Below are 16,615 nucleotides of genomic sequence, written 5' to 3'. Positions count from 1 at the left end.
GATGGCGGCATCAATTGTGTCTGTCGCCAAAAGCCTCCGGTGGCGATGCTCGACGAAAAACGCAAATTCAGTAGGTACAGAAAATTATGGCAATATCCGCCGAAGCAATCGCTGTTCGCAATCGATTAATTGAACTGGGATTGGAAACTCCGATGCTTGAACAGACATTGTCTAAGCAAGATCGGGTGGCACGTATTGAGTCGTTGATGACTGAAGTGATGGGTGTCTTGGCGCTGGACTTAGCTGACGACAGTCTCGCAGAAACTCCTCATCGCATCGCCAAAATGTATGTCAATGAAGTGTTCTCCGGTTTGGATTATGAGCACTTTCCCAAAATTACACTGATCGAAAACAAAATGTCTGCATCAGAAATGATTCGGGTAAAAGATATCGATCTGACCAGTACCTGTGAACACCATTTTGTGACTATCGATGGCAAAGCCGATGTGGCCTATATACCGGGCAAAACCATCATAGGTTTGTCCAAAATCAACCGGATTGTCCGCTTTTTCGCACAGCGACCACAGGTTCAGGAACGATTGAATCAGCAGGTGCTGGTTGCGTTGCAAACGCTGTTGGGTACTGAAGATGTGGCGGTCAAAATCAACGCTACACATTATTGTGTGAAAGCGCGCGGGGTCATGGACAGTACCTCATCCACAGAAACCCTGTCGCTGGGCGGCCAATTCTTGGCGGACCGAGACTTGCGACGAGACTTCGTCCGCTAACAGAGCGGGGTTAACCCGCTCGTGAATGACTTTCCATCGTAATGGAAACGGAATCTGCAAACCGCAACGCATGCGGTTTGTCCACCGATACCCTCGCAAAGAGCACATCCGGATGTGTTTGCGCAATATCGAGTAAATCGCCCGCCAGTTTTTCCAGCAATTTGAATTGTCCTTGTTCTACATGCTGAATCATCTTTTTGGTTATGTCCTTATAATTGACCGCGTTTGACTCGCTGTCGGTTTCCAGCGCCTGGTCAGCCGGGTAGTGGATTTCAGCATTGATGACCACATCCTGTTGTTTTTCGAGTTCTTCCGGATTAAAGCCAATGTATGTGCGCAGACGCAGATTCTTGATATTGATGATGGCTGTTCGCATGGGGTTCCTTTATCGGCAAATGGACCGGCCACCGTCTACTTTTATGGCGGTACCGGTAATGAATGGATTGTTGAGAATAAACTGAATCGTCTGATAGATTGGCTCGAATCCAGCTTCCTGTTGAATTAGCGCTGCTGACAACACCGCTTGTTTTGCGGCATCGCTGTGTTCTGGCAGAAACTTGAGCGCGCCAGGCTGAATCGAATTGACCCGGACTTCTGGCGCTAACCTTTTGGCAAAGGATTTTGACAGGTTTTCCAGGGCAGCTTTGGAGGCGCAATAGTGACTGAAACGGCTATTCGGATTGTCGACATAGATATCGGTCATATGAATGATATTGGCGTTTGCTGATTGCTTGAGCTGTCCCGTAAGTGCGTTATTCAGAAACATCGGCAGCGCGACATGAGTTTTCAGCATTTGATCCATCTGGTCGAGCGCTTCGCTCGTCTCATCAGCGTCTGGCGCAAAATACGACGCGTTGTGAAACAGCAAGTCGATGGCGTCCTCGCCAATTTCCTGCACCAAGGCTGCAAAATTTTCGGTATGACTGTAATCCGCACTGACCAGTCGCAAGTTGCTTTGTGCCAGACCGAGAAGGGCGTCACTTGGGCTGCGTGTAATGGCGGTTACCCGCCAGTCAGCCAACAGAAATTGTTCGGTCAGGAATAAACCCAGTCGGCGACTTGCTCCGGTAATGACCATGTGTGGCATGCTTTTGTCCCTGTTGATTGAGGTATCGATTAGGACTATCTATGTTCATATCATTGCCGCTAACCGTGAATGAGTTGCTGACGGCAAGATGTAAACGAATAGTACACGTCAATGTTTCTGACTCAGTTGCCTTGCCACTAGTCGGCTTTAACCGCTTGCCTTTGCAGATAACAATCTTTGGTCGTTGAGCCTAATTTGCCTACCGTTCCAAAGCAAGAGTCATTATCGGAGCATTGGCCTCAACCTCAGTTGGTGACGGATTGACGTATTGCTGTAGGCATCTCAAATTACGTGCCGATACCCGTTTCAGATTTAGTTGACCGCGACTTTTTGCAGCGCAGCGTGGTTTTGGTCTGTGGTGACTAAAATAATACTTTGTCTATATCGAAATTTGTTGATATAGTTTTTGGCATTGAAACCGCTGATTTAGAGTGTCACTTGCGAGCGGTATATAAAAGCAGCTAAAGCGCACCGCACACAAAACCGTGTCGCTGCCTCGCAAGTGTTCATTTGGGAGGTCATTATGAACATCATTCAATCCTTTTTACTGCATGCATTACAGGTCCCCCAGACAGATCTGCGCTCAACCCTGGAACGGGCATTTGCGAAAAGTGAATTTTCAGCCAGTTTGCAGTATCGTGCGGACGCGTTATTGAGGGCGGAAGATCATTTGCGCGATGACCTCTGGAAAATCAGCCTGAGTCTCGGATTACCTCATCAATTGCTGTTTGACGCATTTCTATTACAGCAGCAGGTGTCGCACACCTTCGAATCTCGGCTTAAAGTTGGGTAGCCCGGAACCGTCAGTACTGGTAATGTCGCCCCCTTCGAAATGATAAGGTCGAGTCATGGAACTGTCTTGGTTTATGCTTGCGCTGCTGACTATCACTGGATTTATTGCCGGGATCATTAACACACTGGCCGGTGGCGGTTCTAATTTGACATTGCCTGCTTTGATGATTCTCGGTTTACCCGCGGATGTCGCCAATGCCACCAATCGTGTGGGCGTCTTTATGCAGTCTCTGGTGGGTATGCGCGGTTTCAATCAGCATGGGCAGCTGCCATTGTACGACTTGAAAGGTATTCTGTTGCCGGTGTTGGGGGGAGGATTATTGGGTTCGGGGTTGGCCTCCTATCTCCCGCCGTCGCTTTTAAAACCTGTCTTACTGGGGACGATGATCTCAATGTCTGTGGTTATCCTGTTCCGGCCATCTACCGTTTTTCCGGGCCCGGAGGAGAAGAGTCTCACGGTAAAGCAGTCATCAGGCGCATGGTGGATTCTGTTCGCAGCGGGTATTTATGGCGGCTTCGTGCAGGCTGGTGTTGGTTTTGTCTTAATCGCCGCCATTGGCGGCAGTCTGCGTTATGACTTGGTAAAAACCAATGCATTGAAGATGCTCTGTACCGCCGCCTTTACGTCGGTTGCGCTGGCAGTTTTTATTGCCCGAGGTCAGGTGGCTTGGTTGCCCGGAATTGTTCTGGCGATGGCGACTATGGTCGGTGCACGCGTTGGCGTTCGATTGGCGTTACGAGTGAGTCAGCGTTTTATGAAATGGTTTTTGTTTTTAATGACCGTGGCCGCCAGTTTGGCGGCATTGCTATAAATAGTGGTAAACAGCTCATTCGAGGCTCAGGTGGCTGATATCGACTCGCACTGGCGCTTGGTGATCGTCCAACGTATCGATAGTCGCGCCAGGATCTGCCAACGAGATAGCTTCAGTATTAATGACCGGAGTGGGCTCTTCGAACCCGGAATGAATGATCAGGTCAGCACCCGGGGCGGCAACCGATAAATCACTGGTATCGATATTCGCTGGCACAAAGGGGGTTTCACCTCCCAGCACCGCGCCCGGAGCGCTAACATCCCAGCTGGGGATGGTCGTTGGCGCTTTAATATCAGGCTGGTGATGTTCTATGAGTTCATCGGCATTTTCGCCTGGAGCAACTGCTGTGGTCGTTCCTAACTGAGCTGGAATCCCTGCTGGCACCTGCGGCTGAACTGGGCGGTTCGGTACGGATTTAGATTCTGGTGCAGCAGCTGCATTTACAGTGGGTGTGATAGGCTGGGCCGATGGATTGTGAACTTTAACCGTCAGTTTGGCGCCCGCTTTTTTAAAAGCCTGCTGGAATTTAATGGCCGTTGCCTTATCAACTTTACGTTTGATGATCTGTTCCTGACCGGTAAACAGACCATCGATATAGCCTTGGTTGGCTTTAAACAGAGTTTGCAGGTCCGCTTTGACGAAATCGACATAGTGGCCTTCAAGACATTGTCCGCTAAAAAGTAAGTCGTATTGCTGTTCTGCCATGTGCTTTCTATCTTTCTAAGATTGCTGCAGTATAGCAGCGGCTTGGACGTCTGGATAATGTCAGTCCAATCAGGGACCTGTCCGGCAGGTCCCACGTGTATGACCGATCAAATGGGTGTTTCGGGAACTGTATGTGAATTTGGTATTACTGATTGCTTTACTGGTTGGGACTCAGGTTGGTCTGTCGGATGGTCTCATCCTCCCAACGTTGGTCTCACAACACGGAAACGGAAGCTTCCTGTTGTTTTACGCCTTTCTCAAACTGCTGTTTATTCTACCGGTTTTGCAAGCGGAGCTGGTTGCTGGCCGATTGTATCGGGTAACACCGTTTGAATTCAGTTTTTTGGTATTAAACCGATCTTGGGCTCGGTTGGCATTCGGAATTCTCTTGATGGCCGTGGTTTTTGTGATGTCCACCAACTTATTTAACACCGCGTGGGCGCTGATATTCGGCATCGACGGCCTGCAAGGAGAATTGTTGGGGTTGCGACCGCTGGACCAAAACCTTTACTGGTTCGAGCAAAGTCAGGATATTTACCGAATTATGAGCTTCGTTATTGCGCAAGGCATTTTGTTGATGCTGCTGGGCGGGCTCGCCTGGCACGGTATTGCCGCCATATTCGTTATGCTTATCCCTATTCTTTTTATGTTTATCCTCTACTGTATTCCAAAGTTCGTACCGCTGTTTTTGAGCCTGCAATGGCCAGCATTGCAATGGGACGACATTCTAGCCGCCATGCAACACGCACTAACCTCATCTATGGTGGGACTGCTGGTTTGGTATGTGTTGGGCACAAAAATATCGGATCGCTTACCTACGGCCAGGGTGATCATCCTGGTGCAATTGTTTGATCTATTGTTCGGTTTGGCGATGTTGTCGATCTCATGGGAGTGGCTGGCAGCCCTCAATGGCAGTGGGCTGGACGCAGGCAACGTGCTGCGATCATTGGTGAACTCCCTGCAGAGTGCCGACTCTTTGCCCTTCGATGTTGCTCTGTGGCTCACCATGCTGTGTATGGTGGGTTTGGCAAGTAGTTTGCCGTTGCTACTATTGGTCGCTCAAGAGTCGAATGTGTCGCTGAGACAATGGCTACTGGCAGCAACCGTATGCGGTGTGGTTGTACTCAGTGGCGTTTTGGTGTTTTCACATGATGTATATTCTCCGCTTACCTGGTATGGCAAGCCGATTTATGAAGTGGTCCAGAGGATCGGGCAGGGTGTGATCATCCCGACCATAACTGCAGGTATCGCAATATGGGTGGGTTGGATCGTCTGGCCAAACCGGGTATTGCAGCAAGTGAACCCCCATGGTGGTTTCCGTTATTTTCTCTGGCGCCTGGTGTTAAGGTTTGTTGTCCCTCTGGTGCTTGGGTTAGTATTCGCCCGCGCGACGCTCAGTCTGCTGGCACTCAGCTTACCACAAGTGATGCTTTCGCTTGTGGTGTTAATGTTAATTGTTCGCCTGTATCGATGGGTGAAAAAACGGGCAATATTTCCTGGATTATGATTGAAATTCATCGCTCCGCTCTGGTGTTAGTTCCGGCGGAAAAACTGTATTCGTTAATTAACGATATTGAAGCCTACCCTGAGTTTCTGGAGGGTGTTAGTGCTGCGGAAATCCTTGAGCAATCAGAAACTGAGATGCTCGGTCGACTGGTGGTAAAAAAGGCCGGGTTTGAGAAAACCCTGATTACCCGCAACCAGCTTACCTACCCAAGCCGGATTGAAATGAATCTGGAACAAGGGCCGCTGGAATATCTGAATGGTATCTGGCAGGTCAAAGCACTGCACGACACGGGCTGTAAAGTCAGTCTGGATCTGACTTTTTCTGCTGCCAAGGGTTTGAAAATGATGGCGTTCAGTGCGCTCTTTAAACAGATTGCCGACAGTATGGTGGGTTCTTTTGTGGATCGCGCCCACACTATCTACTCCTAGCAGGACAACAATATGCACGCAAAGCTCATTAAAGTAGAAGTTGCCTACGCAACACCAGAGAAACAGTTAATAGTAGAAGTTGAAGTGCCGGAAGGGTGCACTTTGTTGCAGGCTGCGTTACAAAGTGGCATTGACAAGGAATTCCCGGGGTTGGATATTGAACAGTCGGCGATGGGGCTTTTTGGCCGAAAAGTTGCCAAAGTAAATGAAGAAATTCTCCGCGAAGGTGATCGTGTCGAGATATACCGCCCACTGCTGATTGATCCGAAACAGGCCCGATTAAACCGTGCAGCAAAAAATAAGAAGGAATGAAATGCTGAATTTTGTCGTTATTCCGTAACAAAAAGAGTTGTTTTCGCTCTCGGCTCAGTCTTGAAGCGTAATGAGACTGCCCAGTTGAATCTACATTGCCAGGGTCAGACAAGACCCTAGCGCTTGCAAGGTTCAGATTTACTGACGAGTGATGTTCGAAACCAAGCCATTTTCAAACTGAATGGACAGGATCTCATATCCGGATTGTTCATCTTTAAGTGGGTAATTCCAGCGAGTTTCCCGAGCTTCCCCCGTCAAAAGTGGAGTGCCCAACAGAAACAGCACCTGCTTTGGTGTTTGCCCAACCTCTAGCTGGTCAATCTGTTCTTCTCGAATGAAATTGCCCTGACCCAATTCCGCTTCATAGGGTTTCAAAATACTACACCCAGTTATTGACATAGCAACGAAGCAAAGCAGGACTGTTTTTGTTAATCTAGCACTCAAGAACGTTAACCTCATGGTCGGTTTGCATGAAACCGAGCATTGTACACACATATTCGGAGACGAGAAGGTGGCTATACAAAATCAGGAATTAAAAAATGCTGGGCTCAAGGTCACGTTGCCCCGAGTGAAAATTCTGCAGATGTTTGAAGGCGAAGAAGGCGGGCATCTCAGCGCAGAAGACATTTATAAGTCCCTGCAGGATTCTGGGGAAGATGTCGGATTGGCCACTGTATACCGTGTGTTGACCCAGTTTGAAGCTGCCGGCTTGATCCGCAAGCATAACTTTGACGGTAACCACGCCATTTATGAGTTAGCGTCAGAAGAACATCACGATCATATGGTGAACGTCCAAACCGGCGAAGTGATCGAGTTTGTGGATTCAGTCATCGAAGAGCGTCAGCATCAGATTGCCGAAGAGCATGGTTTGGAAATTGTCGACCATAGTTTGGTACTTTATGTAAAGTCGAAGAACTAATTTGTCATATCGTGAACGGCTTCAAACACTCAAACTGCCTTTACATGAAAAAATACGCACATGTTCCGCTGAGGTTCAGCTAGTGTGCGTAAACTGACTTATAACTAATCAAGTTGTGGTAGAGGATGAGAGTATGTTGAAAAAGATGGCGTTTTTGGTGATGGGGCTGATGATCACCGGTTTCAGCGCTGCTGAAGTGAAAGTAGGTGATGAGTTCCCGGCGTTTAAGATCCCCACGCTTGATGGCAAAGTGCTGGACACGGCGCAATTGAAGGGGCGCGTCCTGTATGTTGATTTCTGGGCGAGCTGGTGTACGACTTGTAAAAAATCTTTCCCTATCATCAGTGAGTTGAACACTGAATTGAAAGGGCAGGGCGTCTTCTTTCTCGGCATTAATACCGATGAAGATGTGAAACTGGCAAACAAATTTCTGGAAAAAACACCGGTTAACTTCCTGAATGTGTCAGATAAGAGTCAGAAAGTCGTGCAATTTTTCGAGCCAAAAGGTTTCCCTTATGCCTACATTGTCGGTAAAGACGGAAAAGTCCATACAATTAAGGCGGGCTTTGCCGGTAAAGAAAAAACCAAAGAGTTGCTTCTAGAGCTTGTGGCTCAATAACAAATATCAAACCGTAAAAAAGCCCGTTATCGGGCTTTTTTGTTTCAGGATTCTGTTGTAGCCGACGACTTCTTGACTAACAAATCTTGCACTAGCTTGAAAACGACATTTGGCTGCTTTTGCTGCCACTGTTGACGAACAACAGAACTTCTATTTACCACTGACTGTGCCTCCATTTTACCCAATTTTCGCCATCAGCGGGAATACATGGCTAGCCATTTGACGTTCAGTGAGCCTGACTGTGGCTGCGAAGCATTTCTTCAGCGTGCGCTCGGGTTTGCGCGGTAATGTCTATACCACCCAGCATCCGCGCAATTTCGCTTATGCGTTGTTCTGAATCCAACCTCACTATGTTGGTGGTTGTTTGGCTTTCGGTGTGTTGTTTTTTCACTATACAGTGATTATGGCCTAACGCTGCAACCTGTGGCAGGTGGGTCACGCAGATTACCTGCCCTTGGGCCCCGACGCTGCGCAACATATGGCCGACGATTTCAGCGGTTGCTCCGCTGATACCAACGTCGACTTCGTCAAACACCAACGTTGGAATGGTGGTGTGTTCGGCGCAGATCACCTGAATGGCCAGCGACACCCGAGACAACTCACCACCGGATGCGACTTTCGCTAGAGGCTGCAGCGGTTGCCCTGGGTTCAAGCTGATATGGAACTCAACAGCATCGATACCGTTTGACGCTTGTTTTGGCTGTTCTTCGAAGGCAACGTTGAACTTAGCGCCCGGCATAGCGAGTTGCGATAGTTTCTCAATAACTTCTTTTTCAAAAGACTTGGCATGTTGCTTCCTTTTTGCTGATAACTTCTTCGCCGCCGCAAAATAGTGCTTCTTGCGCAGTTCAACTTCTTCCGCCAGTGTTTCCGAGGCCGCATCGGAGTCGGTCAACTCGTTAAGTTCTGCGTCCAACTGGTAATAGTGGTCGTGCAGGTTCTCTGAGGCCACAGCGTGTTTTCTGGCAAGTTCATGGATTGTGTTTAAACGGTCTTCAACCAGAAATCGACGTTCATCATCGAAATCGAAACTCTCGATGTAGATTTGCAGGTCGTGACCGGCTTCTTGCGTCTGAATTAATGCACTTTCAATCAGTGAATACGCGCTTTTTAAGCTATCTGAGGGGTCATCTAAGCACTTAAGCTCGTGAAGTACGGCTTTTAGTGCTGCAACAGCGGTCGGTTCATCATCCCCGTTCAATATGGATTCTGCCGCATGGGCCCCTCGAAGTAAGCTTTCGCTTTTGCTCATGCGTTTGAACTCTGTATCCAGCTCCTCGACTTCCCCTGGTGCTAATGCCAGGTTTGCCAATTCTTCGCATTGATACTGCAGCAGTTGTATTCGCGCGGCTTTTTCATCCGCATTCTGTCTCAACTGGGCGTATTTGCGTTCCAGTCCCTGCCATGCCAGCCAAGCTTCTTTCACTGTTTGGCGCAGTGGGGTCAGCCCCGCGTATTCATCCAGTAAGCGCAGATGTGTGTCGGATCGAAGTAGAGACTGATGCGCATGCTGGCTATGAATGTCGATCAGGAATTCACCGAGCGTTTTAAGTTCAGCCAGGGGCACCGGTTGACCGTTGATAAAAGCCCGGGATCGGCCCTCACTGGAAATGGTGCGCCGTAAAATGCATTCGTCGGTGTTGTCCAGATCCCGCTCCTTTAGCCATTTCAGAGCCGCTGGTATTCGACCAACGTTAAAAGTGGCAACAACTTCAGCGCGCGACTCACCGTGCCGAACAATGGTGCTGTCGGCTCGGTCACCTAAGGCGAGGCTGAGGCTATTTAATAAGATGGACTTACCAGCACCGGTTTCGCCCGAAATGGACGTCATACCCGGTGACCAGTCGATTTCAATATTGTTTGCAATGGCAATATTACGGATCAGGATATTTTGTAGCATGCGCATGCGCTCCATACAAAGTCTGTATGTTTATACAGTTGTTATGGGTGTGCATCAAGTACTTGCCGTAAGATTTTACGTTTTCATTGAGATTTATGTGCTGTAGTTCTGAAATTTGCCGATTAAATCCCCTTGAAAAGGAAGGGTACAGCCCCATTACTGGGCCCGTTGGATACATATTGCTCAAGCATTTAAAGAAGGTAAACCATGACCGGCGAAGACAAATCGTTAGATGATGTAGTTGAAAATGAAACGGTATCTGATTCCGCAGAGATTGAAGCAGATACCGCAAATTCAAACGGTTCCGAACCAGTGGGCGAGGATCTTGCGAGCCAGCTTGAAGCTGCTTTAGCGGAAGCGGAAAAGTTGAAAGATCAATATATCCGTACCGAAGCAGAAATGGCTAACTTACGCCGACGGGTTGAGAAAGACATTGAAAATGCACACAAATTTGGTCAGGAGAAACTGTCCAGAGAGCTGTTAGCCGTTGCAGATAACTTGGAGCGTGCCATCGAGTTCACTGAGGGTGATTCCGCTGATGTAACCGCCATCAAAGAAGGCGTTGAAATGACCTTAAAGGGTCTCTTTGACGTGTTTGCGAAGTTTAACATCGAAGCGGTTAATCCTCACGGCGAGCCATTTGACCCGCAGCTGCATCAAGCTATGTCAATGGTAGAGAATCAAGAGGTAGAGCCGAACACCGTCATTGCAGTTATGCAAAAGGGCTACCTGTTAAATGGCCGTCTGATCCGGCCTGCGATGGTGATGGTCAGTAAAGGCGGCGATAGCGCTAAGAAAATTGACGAGACTGCCTGATTTTTCATCACAGGCCTTGAAATTGATTGGATTGCTCGCATATTTGCGAGCATGAAACAACGAACATTTACGGAGTAATTGAAATGGGCAAAATCATCGGTATTGACCTCGGAACCACTAACTCGTGCGTATCCGTGCTAGAAGGTGGCAAACCTAAGGTAATCGAAAATGCCGAAGGTGACCGAACCACCCCTTCCATTGTTGCCTTTGCAGAAGATGGTGAAGTTCTGGTTGGCCAACCCGCGAAACGTCAGGCGGTAACGAACCCTGCGAACACGCTTTATGCGGTCAAGCGTCTGATTGGTCGCCGGTTTGAAGACGATGTCGTACAAAAGGACATCGGAATGGTCCCTTACAAAATCGTGAAAGCCGATAATGGCGACGCTTGGGTTGAAGTGAAAGGCGATAAAAAGGCACCACCACAGGTGTCCGCTGAAGTTCTCAAGAAAATGAAAAAGACGGCCGAAGAGTTTCTGGGCGAAAAGGTAACTGAAGCGGTTATTACCGTACCAGCGTATTTTAACGATGCTCAGCGGCAAGCGACCAAAGATGCCGGTAAAATAGCCGGGTTGGACGTTAAACGCATTATTAACGAGCCGACAGCCGCAGCTCTAGCTTATGGCATGGACAAAAAACGTGGCGACAGTGTCGTGGCGGTATATGACTTAGGTGGTGGTACCTTCGATATTTCAATTATTGAAATCGCGGAAGTTGATGGTGAACACCAGTTTGAAGTGTTGGCGACCAATGGGGACACGTTCCTGGGTGGTGAAGACTTTGACATGCGCGTCATTAACTACCTGGCCGAAACTTTTAAGAAAGATTCTGGTATCGACCTGAAAGGTGATGCGTTAGCGATGCAGCGACTGAAAGAAGCCGGCGAGAAAGCGAAGGTTGAACTGTCTTCAGCTCAGCAAACAGACGTTAACTTGCCATACATTACGGCCGATGCCTCAGGTCCTAAGCACCTTAATGTTAAATTGACCCGTGCGAAACTCGAGTCTTTAGTCGAAGATCTGGTTGAACGTTCCCTGGAACCTGTCCGCATCGCATTGAAAGACGCCGACCATGATATTTCAGATATCAGTGAAGTGATTCTGGTAGGCGGTCAAACTCGTATGCCGATGGTTCAAGCCAAAGTTGCCGAGTTTTTTGGAAAAGAGCCACGTAAAGATGTAAACCCTGATGAAGCCGTTGCTATGGGTGCTGCTATTCAGGGCGCTGTGCTGTCAGGTGACGTGAAGGATGTATTGTTGTTGGACGTTACACCGTTGACTCTGGGTATTGAGACAATGGGTGGTGTGATGACACCGTTAATTGACAAAAACACCACGATTCCGACCAAGAAGAGCCAAACTTTCTCTACAGCGGATGACAACCAGGCAGCGGTGACCATTCACGTGCTGCAGGGTGAGCGCAAAATGGCGGGTCAAAACAAGTCACTGGGTCGTTTCGATCTGGCGGATATCCCACCCGCACCACGTGGTGTACCACAGATTGAAGTGAGCTTCGATCTGGATGCGAACGGCATTTTGAACGTATCCGCCAAGGATAAGGGTACCGGTAAAGAACAGTCGATTGTCATCAAGGCGAACTCAGGTCTGTCGGATGAAGAAATCGAACAAATGGTGAAGGATGCGGAAGCGAACGCAGAAGAAGACCGTAAGTTCGAGGAACTGGCTCAGACCCGTAACACCGCAGACGGTTTAGTTCATGCGACTCGTAAGTCTTTGAAAGAAAACGCTGACAAAGCAACTGACGAAGAAAAAGAGTCCATTGAGAAAGCCTGTGTCGCTGTTGAGGACGCTCTGAAGGGTGACGACAAAGAAGCTATTGACAAGGCTGTTGAAGCGTTAAGTCAGGCTTCTGCTGGTTTCGCTCAGAAGATCTACGCCGAACAAGCTCAGGATGCTGGTGCTGCCGAATCAGCCGCTGATAATGCTGCTGGCTCTGACGATGCAGTCGATGCTGAGTTTGAAGAAGTGAAAGATAAGTAATGACCCAGTGCTCGCGTGCATGCAAGTACAGCGTTATGTAATGTGAGCTGGGCGTTTATTCGCGGGTCAATTGACCCGCGTTTTTGTATTGAGCAAGGCCTTGAAAATTATGTCAAAACGCGATTTATATGAAGTGTTAGGTGTCGCAAAAAACGCCGACGAAAAGGAAATTAAAAAAGCCTATCGTCGCATGGCGATGAAGTTTCACCCAGACCGTAATCCTGACGATAAAGACGCAGAAAGCAAATTCAAAGAAGTGAATGAAGCTTACGAAGTGCTTTCAGACTCACAGAAGCGCCAAGCCTATGACCAGTTTGGGCACGCAGGCATTGATGGCCAAAGCGGCTTTGGCGGCGGTGGAGCCGGAGCAGGCAGCTTCAGTGACATTTTCGGTGATGTTTTCGGGGATATCTTTGGCGGCAGTGCCGGTGGCCGGGGTCGGTCTTCTGTGCAGCGTGGCTCAGACTTGAAATACAATCTGGAGTTGACGCTGGAAGAAGCCGTAAGAGGCATCGAGAAAAATATTCGTGTTCCGACTTTGGTGAACTGTAATACCTGTGACGGGTCTGGTGCAAAAAAAGGAACGTCTCCTGTTACTTGTACGACTTGTGGTGGTTCCGGTCAGGTACGAATGCAACAAGGCTTCTTTGCCGTGCAGCAAACATGCCCCGCATGTTCAGGCGCGGGCAAAATTATCAAGGACCCCTGCACCAGCTGTTATGGCCGCGGTGTAAAAGAAGAAACCAAAACGTTGAATGTTAAGATTCCTCCTGGCGTGGATACGGGAGACCGGATTCGTTTGTCTGGCGAGGGCGAGGCTGGACGACATGGCGGACCTGCAGGCGATTTGTATGTCGAAGTGCATGTTAAACGCCATGAAATATTCGAACGTGATGGTGCGAATCTGTACTGTGAGGTTCCCATTAGTTTTGCGGAAGCAGCCCTCGGGGGAGAGCTGGAAGTGCCAACGTTGGATGGCCGCGTTAAATTGAAAATTCCAACTGAAACTCAAACTGGTAAGCTGTTCCGTTTGCGTGGCAAAGGTGTTAAACCAGTTCGTGGCCACAGTGTTGGCGATCTGATGTGCCGGGTGGTAGTTGAAACACCCGTTCACTTAACGGCACGTCAAAAAGAATTGTTAACGGAGTTGCAGGAAAGTCTGGAAGGCAAGAAACACTCGCCAAAAAGTAAAGGTTGGTTCGACGGCGTTAAAAAGTTCTTTGGCGAAAGCTGAAGCGCTCGAACGATTGAAAAAAGCGACGCGTTGCAGAACCGTCGCTTTTTTTATGCTCAGACCAATGCAATACAGTGCTGATAAATTGCAACTGGACGTTCCTGACAAAGCTTGTCATTCTTGATTTTTACGATTTAACACCGGGCTTGATTCAAGCCCCTGACGACAAGAGTAAGATTATGCAAAAGATTGTGGTGACTGGAGCCGACGGGCGAATGGGGCGGGCCATATTAGAGGCTGTTTTTGCGATGGACGGTGTGGAATTGTCTGGCGCGCTGGTTAAGCGTGACTCGCCTTATATTGGGTTTGATGCCGGAGAGTTGATTGGCAGAGGCAAATTGGGCGTGTCTATTACGGATGACGTCAAGAGCGTGCTGAACTCGAATGTGACCGTCATTGATTTCACGGCGCCCTCAGCTACGTTAGCGCATTTGGCGATCGCAGCTCAGGTCGGTTGTAAGATGGTCATAGGAACTACTGGTTTCAGCGAACAAGAATTAGAGCAATTGCACCACTTTGGCGGCAATGTCTCGATGGTCTTTGCCGGTAATTATTCGGTTGGCGTAAATCTCTCTTTGCAGCTATTGCGACTAGCGTCTTCCATTCTTGGCAATAGCAGCGATGTTGAAATTATTGAGGCGCATCATAAGCACAAGGTCGATGCCCCAAGTGGCACTGCGTTAATGATGGGGCACGCAGTAGCGGATGGTCGTGGCGTGCAACTGAACGACGTTGCGGTGTACAGTCGTGAGGGCATCACTGGCGCTCGTGAAGAAGGTGCTATTGGTTTTTCTGCGATTCGTGGTGGGGATATCGTCGGAGAGCATACGGTCATGTTTGCCAGTGAAGGCGAGCGGGTAGAAATCACTCACAAAGCGAGTAGTCGACAGACTTTTGCTCGTGGTGCGGTTCGAGCTGCAAAATGGTTAAGGGAAAAAAGAGAAGCAGGCGTTTTCGATATGGAAGATGTGCTGGGTTTCAAGAGAAACTAACGATTTGTGTCGGGAAATCAAAAGTCTTGTTACCAAAAAATTCTGATTCAAATCAATTAAATAGCTGGCACCGCAACCTGCAGCTCCAGCCATATTCAAACACTTGTTTGAAAATTACCAACGCAACTTGCCATTGTGGAAGGCTAATTCAGTTGATTTTCATCAAGGTGGGATCTATTGGGGCTGGAAAAGCCCAAATACTCGCCTTTCACGGTAAAAAAGTGGTTGACCAAGTCTTTGCGCTCTGGTTTTATAGACCGCGATGGTTGGTCGGGCTACCGAACAACCCTGGGATGAAAAAATAAACACAAGAGTCACCATACCCAGCCGATGTGAATCGCCGATTTTAATATTGATGACATCTTTGTAGTTTGAAATTTCTCTCAGTTACGTTTTGACACTGTATGCAAATTAAGATAAATGTATGCGGCGTTAATGATAACAAGGGTGACAGGTTCATTCTGAATTTGAAGCTCAATCAAGTAGTCTGGTCACCAAACCAGTATTGATAATAAAAATAGGGGAATCTAATGAAAGCTATTTTTGCAGTTACTGCACTTGCTGCTGCTATCTCTGCTCAAGCCATGGCGGCTGATACAGAGGCAACTACATCTTTTACTGGCGCGATGGACGCTCAGTTTATTCTGAACCTGGAGCCTGCAACTGATGATCCAGCTACAACTGATGAAGTTGAGGGGACGCTAGTTCCTGTTGACTCTACGTACGATGTTGATCTGAAAGAAGATGACTACAACTACGGTATCTCTATTGAGACTGCTGTTGTCAACGGTCCTTTCTCTGGCTCTATCGGGCTGAAGTCTGACGAAAACAACGAAGCTGAAATTACAGTTGGTGACTTGGTTGTTACTGATGGTAAGTTGTCTTTCGGTCAAGTTGGTAACTTGATGTCTACAGACGAATACACTGGTGAAATGGAAGAAGCTGGTACGCTGGATGTTGACGTTGCATTTAAGTACGCAGTTATGGACGGTTTCACTGTTCAGTTGCAAGGCCAGAATGATGATGCTCTAACCACTCGCACTGGTGTTGCTGCACAGTACACTGGTGAAGCTGGTGCACTGAGCTATACCGCTGAAGCTGAAATGTATGCTTCTGCTGTCGGCGCAGAGTTGGATCTTGACGCTCCTTACTTCGCTGGTGTTGGTGTTACATACACTGCAGACGTTGCGACAGTAAAAGCTGCGACCAACTTAACTGGCGATACTGCTGGTAACACAGTAACTGAGTACGCAGTTTCTGTTGACTCAACTGTTGCGGGTGCGACTCTTTCAGCTTCTTGGACTGACGTAAATGCTGATAACGACGACGACGAAATCGCAAAAGTTGAAGTGTCTTACGCTGCTGGCGCTGTAACTCCTTCTGCTGGTTACACGTTCACCACATTGGCTGATGCTGGTGATGAGCTGTGGGCGAAAGTTGCATATGCTGCTGACTCTTACAATGCTTCTGCTAAAGTAATCATGGAAAACTTCGACGGTGGCGACGCTGCTGCAGATCCTAAGATCGAATTGCGCGCTGATACTACTTCAGAAGTAGGTGTAACTTACTACGCTGAGTTCGACTTCCAAACTGACACAACTAACATGTTGACTGTTGGTGCTAAGTACAGCTTCTAATTTCAGATTCCTCTGAAAACTAGAATCGGGCCAACCTTCGGGTTGGCCTTTTTTATGCCAGCATTTTTCTTTTCCATTTCACAGAACTCTCCTAAAAGTCTGCTCTTATGTATTGCTCAATGCGCGTCAA

Annotated in this window: 18 protein-coding genes; 13 read left to right on the top strand and 5 right to left on the bottom strand. The window is 48.3% G+C overall.

The genetic code is table 11. The features are described 5' to 3' along the window. The first annotated feature begins 86 nt into the window (after nt 1–86). Complete coding sequence (folE, locus tag IYN85_RS19675) at nt 87–728, top strand: GTP cyclohydrolase I FolE (RefSeq protein ID WP_230390874.1); 642 nt, start codon at nt 87–89, stop codon at nt 726–728. Nucleotides 729–738: 10 nt separating this feature from the next. Here the strand turns inward: folE and folX are convergent, their stop codons facing one another. Together folX and IYN85_RS19665 are read right to left on the bottom strand one after the other, a co-directional pair. After that, on the bottom strand, nt 739–1,104 hold the full coding sequence (folX, locus tag IYN85_RS19670) for a dihydroneopterin triphosphate 2'-epimerase (protein WP_196160658.1): 366 nt from the start codon (nt 1,102–1,104) through the stop codon (nt 739–741). A gap of 9 nt (nt 1,105–1,113) precedes the next feature. After that, complete coding sequence (locus IYN85_RS19665) at nt 1,114–1,815, bottom strand: SDR family NAD(P)-dependent oxidoreductase (RefSeq protein ID WP_196160657.1); 702 nt, start codon at nt 1,813–1,815, stop codon at nt 1,114–1,116. A 523-nt stretch (nt 1,816–2,338) separates the two neighbouring features. Here IYN85_RS19665 and IYN85_RS19660 point away from each other — a divergent pair. Further along, a complete protein-coding gene (locus tag IYN85_RS19660) occupies nt 2,339–2,608 on the top strand; it encodes a hypothetical protein (protein WP_196160656.1) in 270 nt (89 codons plus the stop codon). Between the two features lie 55 nt (nt 2,609–2,663). Continuing rightward, nucleotides 2,664–3,419: a sulfite exporter TauE/SafE family protein gene (locus tag IYN85_RS19655; protein WP_196160655.1), complete on the top strand. Its 756-nt coding sequence runs from the start codon at nt 2,664–2,666 to the stop codon at nt 3,417–3,419. Nucleotides 3,420–3,434: 15 nt separating this feature from the next. Here the strand turns inward: IYN85_RS19655 and IYN85_RS19650 are convergent, their stop codons facing one another. Next, nucleotides 3,435–4,124: a hypothetical protein gene (locus IYN85_RS19650; protein ID WP_196160654.1), complete on the bottom strand. Its 690-nt coding sequence runs from the start codon at nt 4,122–4,124 to the stop codon at nt 3,435–3,437. 133 nt (nt 4,125–4,257) lie between these two features. On the opposite strand from IYN85_RS19650, the gene IYN85_RS19645 reads away from it, so the two are divergent. The 3 genes from IYN85_RS19645 to IYN85_RS19635 are packed head-to-tail and all read left to right on the top strand — an operon-like array spanning nt 4,258 to nt 6,371. Further along, the gene (locus tag IYN85_RS19645) at nt 4,258–5,631 is read left to right on the top strand and encodes a hypothetical protein (protein ID WP_196160653.1); all 1,374 of its coding nucleotides are present in this window, start codon (nt 4,258–4,260) and stop codon (nt 5,629–5,631) included. Beyond that, a complete protein-coding gene (locus IYN85_RS19640; RefSeq protein ID WP_230390873.1) occupies nt 5,628–6,059 on the top strand; it encodes a type II toxin-antitoxin system RatA family toxin in 432 nt (143 codons plus the stop codon). The genes IYN85_RS19645 and IYN85_RS19640 overlap by 4 nt, the downstream gene beginning before the upstream one ends. Nucleotides 6,060–6,071: 12 nt before the next feature. Beyond that, nucleotides 6,072–6,371 carry an RnfH family protein gene (locus IYN85_RS19635; protein WP_196160652.1) on the top strand — a complete coding sequence of 100 codons (300 nt, stop codon included), beginning with the start codon at nt 6,072–6,074 and terminating at the stop codon, nt 6,369–6,371. Nucleotides 6,372–6,509: 138 nt separating this feature from the next. Here the strand turns inward: IYN85_RS19635 and IYN85_RS19630 are convergent, their stop codons facing one another. Further along, entirely contained in the window at nt 6,510–6,746 is a 237-nt protein-coding gene (locus IYN85_RS19630; protein WP_196160651.1) for an outer membrane protein assembly factor BamE, read from the bottom strand. A 136-nt stretch (nt 6,747–6,882) separates the two neighbouring features. Between IYN85_RS19630 and fur the strand changes: the two genes are divergently transcribed. Together fur and IYN85_RS19620 are read left to right on the top strand one after the other, a co-directional pair. Then, the gene (gene fur, locus IYN85_RS19625; RefSeq protein ID WP_370592231.1) at nt 6,883–7,290 is read left to right on the top strand and encodes a ferric iron uptake transcriptional regulator; all 408 of its coding nucleotides are present in this window, start codon (nt 6,883–6,885) and stop codon (nt 7,288–7,290) included. Nucleotides 7,291–7,423: 133 nt separating this feature from the next. Beyond that, the gene (locus IYN85_RS19620) at nt 7,424–7,909 is read left to right on the top strand and encodes a TlpA disulfide reductase family protein (protein ID WP_196160649.1); all 486 of its coding nucleotides are present in this window, start codon (nt 7,424–7,426) and stop codon (nt 7,907–7,909) included. A 226-nt stretch (nt 7,910–8,135) separates the two neighbouring features. Here IYN85_RS19620 and recN read toward each other — a convergent pair whose 3' ends face one another. After that, a complete protein-coding gene (gene recN, locus IYN85_RS19615) occupies nt 8,136–9,809 on the bottom strand; it encodes a DNA repair protein RecN (protein WP_196160648.1) in 1,674 nt (557 codons plus the stop codon). Nucleotides 9,810–10,016: 207 nt separating this feature from the next. Between recN and grpE the strand changes: the two genes are divergently transcribed. The 5 genes from grpE (at nt 10,017) to IYN85_RS19590 (ending at nt 16,485) form a co-directional block, all read left to right on the top strand. Next, entirely contained in the window at nt 10,017–10,625 is a 609-nt protein-coding gene (gene grpE, locus IYN85_RS19610; RefSeq protein ID WP_196160647.1) for a nucleotide exchange factor GrpE, read from the top strand. Between the two features lie 83 nt (nt 10,626–10,708). After that, nucleotides 10,709–12,622, top strand: coding sequence for a molecular chaperone DnaK (dnaK, locus tag IYN85_RS19605; protein ID WP_196160646.1), 1,914 nt, complete (start codon nt 10,709–10,711; stop codon nt 12,620–12,622). Between the two features lie 109 nt (nt 12,623–12,731). Beyond that, a complete protein-coding gene (dnaJ, locus tag IYN85_RS19600; protein WP_196160645.1) occupies nt 12,732–13,856 on the top strand; it encodes a molecular chaperone DnaJ in 1,125 nt (374 codons plus the stop codon). A gap of 179 nt (nt 13,857–14,035) precedes the next feature. Beyond that, a complete protein-coding gene (gene dapB, locus IYN85_RS19595; protein ID WP_196160644.1) occupies nt 14,036–14,848 on the top strand; it encodes a 4-hydroxy-tetrahydrodipicolinate reductase in 813 nt (270 codons plus the stop codon). A 530-nt stretch (nt 14,849–15,378) separates the two neighbouring features. After that, nucleotides 15,379–16,485: a hypothetical protein gene (locus tag IYN85_RS19590; protein WP_196160643.1), complete on the top strand. Its 1,107-nt coding sequence runs from the start codon at nt 15,379–15,381 to the stop codon at nt 16,483–16,485. Nucleotides 16,486–16,615: the final 130 nt, after the last annotated feature.

This window comes from Reinekea sp. G2M2-21 (assembly GCF_015687175.1).
In the GTDB taxonomy this organism is placed as follows: domain Bacteria; phylum Pseudomonadota; class Gammaproteobacteria; order Pseudomonadales; family Natronospirillaceae; genus Reinekea.
This window is presented reverse-complemented; position numbering and strand designations above follow the sequence as displayed.

Excerpts from the sequence above, each read along its gene's own strand:
- folE (WP_230390874.1), top strand. The coding sequence starts at position 87 with ATGGCAATATCCGCCGAAGCAATCGCTGTTCGCAATCGATTAATTGAA.
- folX (WP_196160658.1), bottom strand. The coding sequence starts at position 1,104 with ATGCGAACAGCCATCATCAATATCAAGAATCTGCGTCTGCGCACATAC.
- IYN85_RS19665 (WP_196160657.1), bottom strand. The coding sequence starts at position 1,815 with ATGCCACACATGGTCATTACCGGAGCAAGTCGCCGACTGGGTTTATTC.
- IYN85_RS19660 (WP_196160656.1), top strand. The coding sequence starts at position 2,339 with ATGAACATCATTCAATCCTTTTTACTGCATGCATTACAGGTCCCCCAG.
- IYN85_RS19655 (WP_196160655.1), top strand. The coding sequence starts at position 2,664 with ATGGAACTGTCTTGGTTTATGCTTGCGCTGCTGACTATCACTGGATTT.
- IYN85_RS19650 (WP_196160654.1), bottom strand. The coding sequence starts at position 4,124 with ATGGCAGAACAGCAATACGACTTACTTTTTAGCGGACAATGTCTTGAA.
- IYN85_RS19640 (WP_230390873.1), top strand. The coding sequence starts at position 5,628 with ATGATTGAAATTCATCGCTCCGCTCTGGTGTTAGTTCCGGCGGAAAAA.
- IYN85_RS19635 (WP_196160652.1), top strand. The coding sequence starts at position 6,072 with ATGCACGCAAAGCTCATTAAAGTAGAAGTTGCCTACGCAACACCAGAG.
- IYN85_RS19620 (WP_196160649.1), top strand. The coding sequence starts at position 7,424 with ATGTTGAAAAAGATGGCGTTTTTGGTGATGGGGCTGATGATCACCGGT.
- recN (WP_196160648.1), bottom strand. The coding sequence starts at position 9,809 with ATGCTACAAAATATCCTGATCCGTAATATTGCCATTGCAAACAATATT.
- grpE (WP_196160647.1), top strand. The coding sequence starts at position 10,017 with ATGACCGGCGAAGACAAATCGTTAGATGATGTAGTTGAAAATGAAACG.
- dnaK (WP_196160646.1), top strand. The coding sequence starts at position 10,709 with ATGGGCAAAATCATCGGTATTGACCTCGGAACCACTAACTCGTGCGTA.
- dnaJ (WP_196160645.1), top strand. The coding sequence starts at position 12,732 with ATGTCAAAACGCGATTTATATGAAGTGTTAGGTGTCGCAAAAAACGCC.
- dapB (WP_196160644.1), top strand. The coding sequence starts at position 14,036 with ATGCAAAAGATTGTGGTGACTGGAGCCGACGGGCGAATGGGGCGGGCC.
- IYN85_RS19590 (WP_196160643.1), top strand. The coding sequence starts at position 15,379 with ATGAAAGCTATTTTTGCAGTTACTGCACTTGCTGCTGCTATCTCTGCT.